Below are 12,670 nucleotides of genomic sequence, written 5' to 3' on the forward strand. Positions count from 1 at the left end.
GCGATTCGTTCACTTGTCGCCTAGCTGTACCTCGGATTATTTAGAGTACATATCCCTCAAATACTTTAACCTTCCAGTTATTGGCGAATTAATACTTTTTGTTTATTTATCAGCCTAGTCGTATGTTACTTTAGTCAAATATTTGATTTAATTGTTCACCTCATCAAGGCTGCTGGCGACTTACAATAATTTTTGCTAGCGTATGTTCATTACGAAACGATTGAAGGGCTTAATACATGGGTTTTCTAGGGTGGATAGCGGTAGGACTGGTTATTGGGATCTTAATTGGCGCTTTGATGAAGGTTTTCTCGAAGAAAAAATAACGTAGATCCGTTGGATCATATGCAAAATTACACATCGGCTGGCTTCTAAACATGAAGAAATCATTTCTAAAAATTCTGTCAGTATCTGCGTTGTCTCTCGCATTAGCGGCCTGCTCAACAACGACTGAGAAACAACCTAAGTTTTTACAAGGCAACAACAATGATGCCGAATCTAGTGACTGGAAAGTGTTCGAAGGGGATCGAAGAACTTACGAGCGCGTTGCTAAGATTGTCGATTTGTATGCAAACCGTATTTTTAATGAAAGTGATGCCCGCGGTATGGCTATCATTGTTATTGATAATAACCAAGCATTGTCACGCTACTATGGTGAAACTGCGCCGGGAAATGGAATAAAACCGGGGCCACATTCACTGGTTCGAATTGCTTCTATATCAAAATTAATGACCAGCGAAATTTTGATAAAGTTAGAGCAAGACAAAAAATTGTTGATTACCGATCCGTTGCAGCAATATAGCTACCATGGCGTAACTGTGCCCGATAACAATAGTGGACAACCTATCCGCTTATATCATTTAGCGAGTCATACAAGTGGCCTTCCAAGAGAACAGCCTGGTGGAAAATGGGGTCGACCTGTGTTTATTTGGCCTACACAAGATAACCGCTGGACTTGGCTAAAAAATGGTAAGCTTGATGCTACACCGGGTACAGAAGCGTCATACTCCAACCTTGCTTACGATCTTCTTGCTGATGCTATGATTAAAGCATCGGGGTTGTCTTATCCACAGTTATTTCATCGCTATGTCACTTCACCGGCCAAAATGACAGAAACAACCTACACCCCGAATGCATCACAATGCTCCCGTTTAATGATAGGGGCTAAACCAAGTCCGTGTCATAACACGCTAGCAGCAGCTGGAAGTGGCGGTGTGTATTCAACGCCCGCTGATATGCAAAAGTGGATGCAGCAATTTTTATCAACGGATAAAAACCTCAGAAAAGCCACCGCTGCACGCGAGCAAGGTATTTATTTCCCAAGAGAAAAATTGATTGATGTAAAAGGAATGGATGTTGCTGGTAATGCTGATGGATTAGGACTTGGCTGGGTTTATATGAAACCACAAAACGGTCGTCCGGGCATTTATCAAAAGACCGGTGGCGGCGGTGGCTTTAATAGCTATATGGCGATGATCCCCCAGCAAAATATTGGTGTTTTTGTGGTAATGACGCGTAAAGATAGCAGTAAATTTAGTAAACTGACTATTGGAGTGAACGACATGGTTGCCGCATTATCCGCTAACCATGCATATGGAAAACATTGAAGGAGTACCACCAACGCAGTTAATGCACTGGTGAGCTACACCCCAACCCTAACCCGTGGCTTTGTTCGCGCACTCACATTATTCTCTATAGCTGCCTGATAAATTCAGGCAGTTTTCTAGAAGTTAACTGCTTTTTATGCAATTTTTTAGTTATCCCACCCGCTATGCTTAGTGCCTATTGTTTAAATAGCATAATAAATAAAGGGGCTAAGATGAAAATATCACATTACAGACACACATTACGCTTCATATATTCAGATAAAAATCAGTTTTCCTATGAATTCGCACAACAAATATTAAGAGCAAAAAATCAGTCTACCTCCCCTTTTCCCTCAGAAAAATCTAAGTGTGATACCAAACAAAAAATAATTAAAAAAATAAAAAAGCATGCCGGTCTTATTGAAAAGTCATACAGTGCAAATGGAGGATATTTTTCTTACGCACAGCAAATAGCTAATAGAACAAGATGCGGTGTAATAGGGGTTATTGGTATACACACCTCAGAGACTAAAGGCAAAAAGAGACAACTAATTTTATTTAAACCACAGGGAAAAATTAAAGCCATATTCAGTAAGATGGGGAATCATATTCTCAGTATAAAATATATATCTCGTTGATAAAAGGTTGTAAAATCATTTGATTCTACAACCTTTGTGATCGTTGATAACGACGGCTTATTTACGTTTCACCAATAGAACAATGCTGACACCAAGGAATAGTATACTTGGCAGTAACGCCGCGATAACTGGTGGTACGGAATAGACCAAGCTCCAATTACCAAAGCCTTGGTTTAAAATATAGAATAAGAAACCGCCGACGATCCCTGACACAACACGTACCCCCATTGGTACGGTACGCAAAGGACCAAAAATAAACGATACCGCCATTAGCATCATAACCGCAGCAGAGAGTGGTGCTAAGATCTTCTTCCACATACTCAGTTGGTAAACCGCAGCAACTTGCCCACTCTCTTTCAAATAAGAGATATATTGATAAAGACCACGAATAGAAAGTGAATCTGCATTGAGAGAAACAATACCCAATTTTTCAGGGGTAAGGTTGGTTTTCCAATCGTAAGTTAAACGTTGGGAGCCCGTAATTTTTTTCTCACTGCTCAAAATAGATTCATCAACTTGAGATAATACCCATAGTTTGTTGTCTTTATCATAAGCGCCACTTGAAGCAAACATCACGGATTTAAGTTTATGTTGTTCATCAAAACGGTAAATCGAGATTTCTTGAATCGATGTGGTATCGGCAATGCGTTGAATATGAATAAAATCACGTCCGTCTTTCGCCCACATACCTTCATTGGTGACAACTAATGAATTACCCACAATTTTCTCTGCACGATAATTTCTTGCCCATTGATCACCAGCAGGAGCAACCCACTCCCCGATAAACATCGCAACAATCACCAGAGGGATCGCGGTTTTCATCACCGAAAGCGCAATTTGTAAACGTGTGAAGCCAGAAGCTTGCATCACGACCAATTCACTGCGCGACGCTAATGCACCTAGTCCTAGCAAAGCACCTAACAAAGCGGCCATTGGGAAGAAGATATCAATATCTTTGGGGATACTTAACAATGTAAATACCCCTGCACCTAACGCAGTATAGTCGCCATCGCCTACCTTACGCAGCTGCTCAACAAACTTAATGATCCCTGAAAGGGATACCAGTAGGAACAAGGTCATTAAAATAGAGTTGAGGATCGTGCGTCCAATATATCTGTCTAAAACACCAAACATTAGGCAGCCCCTCTATTAAATCTGACACGTAAACGGCGCATTGGTACGGTATTCCATAAGTTAAGAATTACCGCAAGAGCAAGGTAACCTAAGTTAACCGCCCATAAGGCATATTTCGGGTCGACATCACCTTTTTCTGCACTGTTGCGTAGCGTACTTTGTAACAGAAAGAATATAAGATACAACAACATCGCAGGGAGCATACTAAGCACTCTCCCCTGACGAGGGTTGACTTCACTAAGAGGTACAACCATCAGTGCCATTACCACCACAGAGAATACGATGGTTAAACGCCAATGAAATTCTGCATTCGAGTCAGGATCATTGGCTTTCCAAAGCTCGAACATCGTTTTCTGTTCAACTTTGTCATTACTGGTATCACTGGTTTTATGATCGATAACCGCTTGGTAGTTTTCGAAATCGGTAATACGGAAGTCACGTAATAATGCCGTTCCTTCGTAGCGAGTCCCTTCATCCAGTACCACTACTTGGCGGCCATCAGCATCTTCTTTCATGTAGCCGCTGTCGGCCACCACGACTGATGGGCGCTGTTCATTAGCAGTGCGTAATTGAGCTAGAAAGACATTTTTAAAATCATTGCCTTTAACTTCACCAATATACAGCACGATGTTGCGGTCTTTGGTGGTTTTAAATTGCCCTTCCACCATCGCAGCTAGGCCTGGGTTAGCTTTCGCATCAGCAAGTACTTGTTCCTGATATTGAGAGGACCAAGGCAGCATCCATGTAATATTGCCGATTGCAACCAACGCGGTCAGGGTGGCAAGCACCAAAGCGGCTTTAACCAACACGCTTTTTCCTAATCCGCAAGCGTGCATAACCGTAATTTCACTTTCGGTATATAGCTTACTGTATGTCATTAACAGCCCAAGAAATAGGCTCAAAGGGAGGATCAACTGCGCCATTTCAGGCACACCTAATCCCAGCAAAGGTAACACTAAGTTTGAAGGAATATTACCCTGTACCGCAGCCCCGAGGATATCGATGGACTTTTGGCTGAAAAAAATCAACATTAGCACAAAAAGAATAGCTAGCTGACTTTTCAGGGTCTCCCGTACCAAATATCTAATAATGATCACGCTTATACGCCTGTGAAAACTTGTCTTTTGGGTGGAAAATGGCTAAGTTCGTTCAATATCTACCATTTGTTAACATATACTCTGGCTCATTGTATGGCTAGAATGATATAAAAGCATTCTCTATACTCTTCATACTTCAAGTTGCAGGGCTGTTTGTTAAGGTATGGTGACTACGCTTAGCTAGCCGAGTCATAGCGTTTATCTATGCTCTTCGTCTATCTTCACTTGTCGCCTACCTGCAACTGGTATTATTTTGAGTATATACTGATTACCCAATCAGAAGATGCTTAATATTGTTGAAAAACCAGATATCCGCTCAGTTTAACATAAAGAGTTCATACTCTATGAGGTAGATTAATGCGGTACGCTAATAATTTTAGCGGGAGCATGGGCCTTTGTCTTTAAGATTCAGGAGAACGCATGGAGTTTAGTGTAAAAAGTGGTAGCCCGGAAAAACAACGCAGCGCATGTATCGTTGTCGGAGTCTTTGAACCACGCCGTCTGTCCCCTATAGCTGAACAGCTGGACAAAATAAGCGACGGATATATCAGCGCCCTGCTGCGCCGCGGGGAACTTGAAGGTAAAGTAGGCCAGTCCCTACTACTCCATCATGTACCAAATGTCCTGTCTGAACGTATTCTACTCATTGGCTGTGGTAAAGAGCGTGAGCTGGATGAACGTCAGTTTAAGCAAATCATTCAGAAAACAATTAGTACACTGAATGAAACAGGTTCTATGGAAGCAGTTTGCTTCTTGACTGAACTACATGTCAAAGGCCGTAATAACTACTGGAAAGTACGCCAAGCTGTTGAAACAGCAAAAGAGTCTCTCTACGTCTTTGATCAACTAAAAAGTAATAAAACCGAGCACCGCCGTCCACTACGTAAATTGGTCTTCAATGTACCAACACGCCGTGAATTGCCAAGTGGTGAACGCGCAATTGCGCATGGTCTAGCGATTGCATCGGGTGTGAAGGCAGCGAAAGATCTCGGTAATATGCCACCCAATATCTGTAATGCAGCTTACTTAGCGTCTCAAGCGCGCCAACTGGCTGATATTTCAGATAATAGGTTAACAACTCGCGTTATCGGCGAAGAGCAAATGAAAGAGTTAGGCATGAATGCCTACCTTGCTGTTGGGCAAGGCTCTCAAAATGAGTCTCTGATGTCTATTATGGAGTACAAAGGTAGCGCTGATCCTGAAGCAAAACCTATTGTATTACTCGGTAAAGGGCTGACATTCGACTCAGGTGGTATTTCTATCAAGCCAGCCGATGGCATGGATGAGATGAAATATGACATGTGTGGTGCTGCAACCGTTTATGGTGTAATGCGCTTTATTACCGAACTACAGCTACCGATTAACGTGGTTGGTGTTCTAGCCGGCTGTGAAAACATGCCCGGTGGTCGTGCTTATCGTCCGGGTGATATCCTTACCACGATGTCAGGCCAAACGGTTGAAGTATTAAATACAGATGCAGAAGGCCGCTTAGTATTGTGTGATGCGCTAACTTATGTTGAACGCTTTGATCCTGAATTAGTTATTGATATTGCAACGCTAACAGGGGCTTGTGTCATCGCATTAGGTAGCCACTATACTGGTTTGATGTCTAATCACAACCCGCTAGCTCACGAGCTATTGAATGCGTCGGAGCAATCTGGTGACCGAGCATGGCGCTTACCATTAGCTGACGAATATTTTGATCAAATTACACCTAATTTTGCAGATTTAGCGAATACAGGCGGGCGTCCTGCTGGTGCAATCACCGCAGGCTGTTTCCTATCGCGCTTCGCAACTAAGTATAATTGGGCACACTTGGACATCGCAGGTACAGCATGGCGTTCAGGTAAAGCAAAAGGAGCAACGGGTCGCCCAGTCTCCTTGCTGTCACAATTTTTACTGAACCGCGTCGGTTTGAATGGTGACGATTAATCTAAATTGATTATTGTTCCTGAAAAATAAGCGTGCTCCCGAATCATGGCTATCCGTGATTCGGGATGTTATTTTTTAGGACAGTCAATTAAGCTCAACATAATCGATATAACTACCAACCGATTTTGAACCAGCAGCAAAACCAGTTATAATTCAGAAAGATTTCTGTAAATACAACATTTACGAAAGGATACTGAGTCGCTAGGCGCATACATAAGTATGTGATGAGTAGTGAATGAACGTAGTCAACAATGCTACGGCGCGAAGTATGACGGAATACATCCCCTAAATAATTCGTGTTGTAACTAGGCGACAAGTGAATGAGTCGCTAGGCGCATATACAAGTATGTAATGAGTAGTGAATAAACGTAGTCAACAACACTACGGTGCAAAGTATAACGGGGATCCAATGAAAAACGCCACATTTTATCAACTACCCCCCACCCCCGCTGAACAGGATGAACTTGAAGCTCATGAGTGGTTGGCTTGCGAACTTGCAGCACAGATGTGGCGTAATGGTAAGCGTATATTGCTTGCGTGTGAAACTGCTGAGCAAGCAGAAAAACTCGATGAGGCACTTTGGCAAAGAGATCCCCATCAGTTCGTTCCTCATAACCTTGCGGGTGAAGGCCCTCGTTATGGTGCGCCAATTGAGATTTGCTGGCCGGGGAAACGAGGCAATGCACAACGCGATGTATTAATTAATCTGCAAAACCAATTCGCAGATTTTGCCACCGCATTCCATGAAGTGATAGACTTTGTGCCTATCGATGAAACTTTAAAACAGTTGGCGCGTGAACGGTATAAAATTTACCGCAGCGTCGGCTTCAACTTGACTATGGCGACGCCGCCAACTAACTGAATACGATATTAAAGATGGACAAAAAACCAGAGAATGCAATTGCCGAGCCTTCGCTCGATAAAACTTATAATCCTGCTGAGATTGAGCAGTCACGCTACGCTCATTGGGAAAAAAGCGGTTATTTCAAACCAAATGGTGATACTAGCAAAGACAGCTTCTGTGTCGTGATCCCACCACCAAACGTCACAGGCAGCCTGCACATGGGTCACGCCTTCCAGCAAACCATCATGGATACCATGATCCGTTACCAACGTATGCAAGGTAAAAATACCTTATGGCAAACGGGGACTGACCATGCAGGTATCGCGACTCAAATGGTTGTAGAGCGTAAAATTGCCGCTGAAGAGAACAAAACCCGTTATGATTACGGCCGTGAAGCATTCATCGATAAGATCTGGCAGTGGAAAGCTGAGTCTGGTGGCAATATTTCTCAACAAATGCGCCGTTTGGGTGACTCTGTTGATTGGGAACGTGAACGTTTTACCATGGATGAAGGCCTATCCAAAGCAGTTAAAGAAGCGTTCGTGCGCCTATATAAAGATAATCTTATTTATCGTGGCAAACGCCTTGTTAACTGGGATCCCAAACTGCATACCGCAATTTCTGATCTGGAAGTTGAAAACCGTGAAGTTAAAGGTTCAATGTGGCACCTGCGTTACCCATTAGCAGATGGCGTGAAAACAGCAGAAGGTAAGGACTACCTCGTTGTCGCCACAACGCGCCCTGAAACCATGCTTGGCGACACGGGTGTCGCAGTTAACCCTGAAGATCCACGTTACAAAGACTTAATTGGCAAAGAAATCATTCTGCCGATCGTCAACCGCCGCATTCCAATTGTTGGTGATGAACACGCCGATATGGAAAAAGGGACTGGTTGTGTGAAAATCACCCCAGCTCATGACTTTAACGACTATGAAGTAGGTAAACGACACCAGTTACCAATGGTCAATATGTTGGATCTGGATGGTAATGTTCGCCAAGAAGCGGAAGTTTTTGATACCCACGGTAATCCGTCAACCGTTTACAGCAGCGAAATTCCTGAAGCCTATCGTGGTATGGAACGTTTTGCAGCACGTAAAGCACTCGTGGCTGATTTCGAACAATTAGGTTTGTTGGTCGAAGTGAAGCCTCACGATTTGACCGTACCTTACGGTGACCGTGGCGGCGTAGTTATTGAGCCAATGCTGACTGACCAATGGTATGTTCGTACTAAACCACTGGCTGAAAACGCCATCAAAGCGGTTGAAGACGGTCGCATTCAATTTGTCCCTCGTCAATATGAAAATATGTACTACTCTTGGATGCGTGATATTCAAGACTGGTGTATTTCTCGCCAATTGTGGTGGGGTCATCGTATCCCTGCATGGTATGACGACAAAGGTAATGTGTACGTAGGCCGCGATGAAGAAGAGGTACGCCGCGAAAATAACCTTGGTGCTGATATTGCACTACGTCAAGATGATGACGTATTAGATACTTGGTTCTCTTCTGGTTTATGGACTTTCTCAACATTAGGTTGGCCTGAAAATACCGAAGCACTAAAAACATTCCACCCAACTGATGTATTGGTCAGTGGCTTCGATATTATTTTCTTCTGGATCGCCCGCATGATCATGCTAACCATGCATTTCATCAAAGATGAAAATGGTGTTCCACAAGTGCCGTTTAAGACGGTATATATGACAGGTCTGATCCGTGATGAAGAAGGCCAGAAAATGTCGAAATCCAAAGGGAACGTTATCGACCCATTGGATATGATCGACGGTATTTCACTGGAAGACTTATTAGAAAAACGCACTGGTAACATGATGCAGCCGCAATTGGCTGAAAAAATTGCCAAACGTACCCGTAAAGAGTACCCGGATGGTATTGAAGCACATGGTACCGATGCATTGCGCTTCACCTTGGCTGCATTAGCCTCAACTGGTCGTGATATAAATTGGGATATGAAACGTCTGTCTGGCTACCGTAACTTCTGTAATAAGTTATGGAACGCAAGTCGCTTTGTGTTGATGAACACAGAGAACCAAGACTGCGGTCAAAATGGCGGTGAAATGAGCTTCTCTTTGGCTGACCGTTGGATCATGGCGCAATTTAACCAAACCATCAAAGCCTACCGTGAAGCACTTGATACTTATCGCTATGATATTGCTGCGGGTATCTTGTATGACTTCACATGGAACGAATTCTGTGACTGGTACTTGGAGCTCTCCAAACCAGCCGTTCATAAAGGTAATGAAGCACAAGTTCGTGCAGCTCGCTTTACCTTGATTGAAGTTCTTGAAGGCTTACTGCGTTTAGCGCACCCTATCATTCCATTTATCACCGAAACCATCTGGCAACGAGTGAAAGTGGTGAAAGGGATTGATGCAGATACTATCATGTTGCAGCCATTCCCTGAGTTTGACGCGGCGAAAGTTGATGAGCTGGCGTCAAGTGACTTAGAGTGGATCAAGGAAGCTATCATTGCAGTTCGTAATATTCGCGCTGAAATGAATATTTCTCCAGGTAAACCACTTGATGTCATGCTGCGTGGCGCTTCTGAAGATGCAAAACGTCGCGTTGCAGAAAACGAAAACTTCATCAAATCAATGGCGCGTTTGGCAAGTATTCGTGTACTTACTGAAGGTGAAGAAGCACCTGTCTCCGTCACTAAATTAGTTAGTGGCACTGAGCTACTGATCCCAATGGCAGGCCTGATTGATAAAGATGCTGAACTAGCTCGTTTAGATAAAGAGCTAGATAAAGTAAGTAAAGAAATCGAAGGCATTGAAAGCAAGCTAGCTAATGAAGGCTTTGTAAGCCGTGCGCCTGCTGCTGTTGTTGAGAAAGAGCGTGAACGTTTAGCTGCTAACATTGAAGCTAAAGGTAAACTAGAAGCTCAAAAAGTCACTATCGCATCACTGTAATTGATTGCTTTGAAATAATGACAAGCCCTTATTGACTCCATCAATAAGGGCTTTCTTTTAAAGTGATTAAAATTCGATTATCATTAATTTACTGCATTCGCAGTTCTCAGATTGAAGTTCCCTTCTGGTTCTCTCGCACTGAGTTGTAAAAATAAAAATAATGAGAGTCTGTCATGACAACAAACACAAACCACACTATTCGTTTAATCGAACAAAAAGATAATGCAGGGATTGCCGCGGTGATCCGTGAAGTTTCCGCAGAACATGGGTTAACCGCGGATAAAGGTTTTGCCGTCGCTGATCCTATTTTAGACACCCTCTATGAAGTCTACAGTAAGCCACGTAGCGCTTATTGGGTAGTTGAAATGGATGGGCAAATTGTTGGTGGAGGCGGGGTCTCGCAAGTGGCTGGTGGTGATAGTGAAACCGCGGAACTGCAAAAAATGTACCTATCCTCAGCACTCAGAGGTAAAGGCGTCGCTAAACAAATAGTACTGATGTCATTAGAATTTGCCAAATCACAAGGCTATAGCCGCTGCTATCTAGAAACAACCGCAGAATTACAAGCGGCTATTAAGTTGTATGAGAAGCTAGGCTTTGAGTTTATTGATGAACCATTGGGCAATACAGGCCACAGTGACTGTGAAATTCGGATGTTAAAAACATTATAGCCATCAATTCACAGAGGATAGCACATAGCTACCCTCTGGTTATCAGTTCTGATTAGTGAATACGCATCTCTCGATATATTCAACAAAGACAATCCAGTCAGCTACATCATAGATAATGGTATAATTTTAAAGTAGCCCCACTTCGTCCATTGATAAATCATTTCAGGATATCAATACACACTGTTCGGACATCTAAATCAGTACCATTTTCAATCTAAATTAGTGTAAATAACATCAACCATTCATATTTCTACAAAACTTCTTTATGCACTTTAGTTCTTATCACTAGGCCAAAAAACTCAGCTTGTTACTCACAGATATAGACTCTCTACTTATTTAACATCTAAATATGACTTATTAAAATTGAAAAAATATCGTAATATGATAACTATGAAAACTTGACTATATTTTTCTGAGTAATTAAATACAAATTTGGCCTCTGAGTTGTTCATTTACCATCAGTAACCTTAGTATAAATAGGGACAAAAATTATAACATCACTTAACATTCAAAATTTTTTGCTCATTTATCCTTAACGTTTCAAAATGTTAATAAAAAATTTATTTTTGTTAACAAAAACAAAAATCATTAAAGTTATTTATATAAAAATAAAAAAACAAATCAAAAAAATATAAAAATATCGCATAAATATTTACCTCATTAAATAAAATTCACCTTAATAGAATACAATATCAAATCAGAATAACTGTCTATATATTTACTTAAAAAAAACTGATAGTAAAAAAATACGCATTTAAATTTTATATTTAAAATTACATGACGTGCAGAACGTATAGATTTATTCATTAAATGAATAAATCTATACATGAATACCAAACACTATTAGCTCATAAAACAAACAAATAGGAAAGGAACATTAAAATAAAATAAGCAACACTATTCACAGGCAATATAAATTATCATTAGAATATTTAATTTTTCATTAGATAAATAAAAAAAAATAGACAATCAAGTACTAAAAAAATAATTATTATCCTTTTAAAAAATCACAACATATTGATTTAATTATTGATTAAATTGGACAAGATTAAATAAATGGCTTGCTAAACTTAATTTAATATAACTATGTCATTATATTAATTGCAGTTCTTTATTTTATTTTATTATCTTATACAGACTAAAAATCAACACGTTAAACCATTCAAAATAGATAATCCATTTTTGATTAACCAATGCAAATCCTTATTCCATCTATATTTTATAGAAAAAAACATACTTTAAAATAGCTAGTAAAAACGCTTATTATTAAGTTTTTTTCACTTTCACCATTGCTTGACACTAAATATCCAAACTCTTAATATACACGAATTCGGAGTATTAAGTGACTAACAAAGTCACATATAACCCAAATTAAAGGTATCAAAATTGATCTATACACACACGATCTGAAATAAATAAAGCGATTGTGTAAGGAACTTTTTAGTGAACAAAATTAGTAACAAAAATCTATCTGAGAATGACACTCAAAACCTATTTCTAAATGCTATTGGTAAAGAAATTTATCGATTAAGAAAAATAAAGTCGATGACAGGAGCAGAGCTAGCTAGTCATATAGGTATATCACAACAACAACTATCCCGTTATGAGTGTGGTGTTTGTAACATTAGTGCTAGTAAGCTAATTCAACTACTATTAACTCTTGATACATCAGCAGAATCATTCTTTAAAAATGTATTCATAAATATTTTTGAAAAAAATAGAGAAGTAGCAAAATTGTATAGCAATATATTTATATCTAGATATGACAATGAAGCAGAATTGAAATTACCCTATGACAACAAATTAGAACAGAATATTTTTTACTAATATATAAGACTAAATAT

At 40.6% G+C, this 12,670-nt stretch carries 9 protein-coding genes; 7 read left to right on the forward strand and 2 right to left on the reverse strand.

Annotated features, from left to right (window positions below):
- Positions 1-374 precede the first annotated feature (374 nt).
- Together ampH and JI723_RS17855 are read left to right on the forward strand one after the other, a co-directional pair.
- Positions 375-1,604: a D-alanyl-D-alanine-carboxypeptidase/endopeptidase AmpH gene (gene ampH, locus JI723_RS17850; RefSeq protein WP_337979624.1), complete on the forward strand. Its 1,230-nt coding sequence runs from the start codon at positions 375-377 to the stop codon at positions 1,602-1,604.
- Between the two features lie 212 nt (positions 1,605-1,816).
- Positions 1,817-2,221 (forward strand): hypothetical protein, encoded by a 405-nt coding sequence (locus JI723_RS17855; RefSeq protein ID WP_319067273.1) that lies wholly within the window; start codon positions 1,817-1,819, stop codon positions 2,219-2,221.
- A gap of 57 nt (positions 2,222-2,278) precedes the next feature.
- Here JI723_RS17855 and lptG read toward each other — a convergent pair whose 3' ends face one another.
- Both lptG and lptF read right to left on the reverse strand, forming a co-directional pair.
- The gene (gene lptG, locus JI723_RS17860; protein ID WP_319067275.1) at positions 2,279-3,355 is read right to left on the reverse strand and encodes an LPS export ABC transporter permease LptG; all 1,077 of its coding nucleotides are present in this window, start codon (positions 3,353-3,355) and stop codon (positions 2,279-2,281) included.
- Complete coding sequence (lptF, locus tag JI723_RS17865; protein WP_070927664.1) at positions 3,355-4,452, reverse strand: LPS export ABC transporter permease LptF; 1,098 nt, start codon at positions 4,450-4,452, stop codon at positions 3,355-3,357. The genes lptG and lptF overlap by 1 nt, the downstream gene beginning before the upstream one ends.
- A gap of 420 nt (positions 4,453-4,872) precedes the next feature.
- Between lptF and pepA the strand changes: the two genes are divergently transcribed.
- From pepA to JI723_RS17890, 5 genes are all read left to right on the forward strand, one after another.
- The gene (gene pepA / locus JI723_RS17870; RefSeq protein ID WP_070927662.1) at positions 4,873-6,384 is read left to right on the forward strand and encodes a leucyl aminopeptidase; all 1,512 of its coding nucleotides are present in this window, start codon (positions 4,873-4,875) and stop codon (positions 6,382-6,384) included.
- Between the two features lie 409 nt (positions 6,385-6,793).
- Positions 6,794-7,246, forward strand: coding sequence for a DNA polymerase III subunit chi (locus JI723_RS17875; RefSeq protein WP_140183214.1), 453 nt, complete (start codon positions 6,794-6,796; stop codon positions 7,244-7,246).
- 14 nt (positions 7,247-7,260) lie between these two features.
- Positions 7,261-10,155 (forward strand): valine--tRNA ligase, encoded by a 2,895-nt coding sequence (locus tag JI723_RS17880; RefSeq protein ID WP_319067278.1) that lies wholly within the window; start codon positions 7,261-7,263, stop codon positions 10,153-10,155.
- A gap of 173 nt (positions 10,156-10,328) precedes the next feature.
- Entirely contained in the window at positions 10,329-10,826 is a 498-nt protein-coding gene (locus JI723_RS17885) for a GNAT family N-acetyltransferase (protein WP_140183212.1), read from the forward strand.
- A 1,443-nt stretch (positions 10,827-12,269) separates the two neighbouring features.
- Positions 12,270-12,653: a helix-turn-helix domain-containing protein gene (locus JI723_RS17890; protein WP_319067281.1), complete on the forward strand. Its 384-nt coding sequence runs from the start codon at positions 12,270-12,272 to the stop codon at positions 12,651-12,653.
- Positions 12,654-12,670 lie beyond the last annotated feature (17 nt).

This window comes from Providencia manganoxydans (assembly GCF_016618195.1).
Lineage (GTDB): Bacteria > Pseudomonadota > Gammaproteobacteria > Enterobacterales > Enterobacteriaceae > Providencia > Providencia manganoxydans.

Bases quoted from the DNA above. Each gene is read 5' to 3' on its own strand.
- ampH (WP_337979624.1), top strand. From the start codon at position 375: ATGAAGAAATCATTTCTAAAAATTCTGTCAGTATCTGCGTTGTCTCTC.
- JI723_RS17855 (WP_319067273.1), top strand. From the start codon at position 1,817: ATGAAAATATCACATTACAGACACACATTACGCTTCATATATTCAGAT.
- lptG (WP_319067275.1), bottom strand. From the start codon at position 3,355: ATGTTTGGTGTTTTAGACAGATATATTGGACGCACGATCCTCAACTCT.
- pepA (WP_070927662.1), top strand. From the start codon at position 4,873: ATGGAGTTTAGTGTAAAAAGTGGTAGCCCGGAAAAACAACGCAGCGCA.
- JI723_RS17875 (WP_140183214.1), top strand. From the start codon at position 6,794: ATGAAAAACGCCACATTTTATCAACTACCCCCCACCCCCGCTGAACAG.
- JI723_RS17880 (WP_319067278.1), top strand. From the start codon at position 7,261: ATGGACAAAAAACCAGAGAATGCAATTGCCGAGCCTTCGCTCGATAAA.
- JI723_RS17885 (WP_140183212.1), top strand. From the start codon at position 10,329: ATGACAACAAACACAAACCACACTATTCGTTTAATCGAACAAAAAGAT.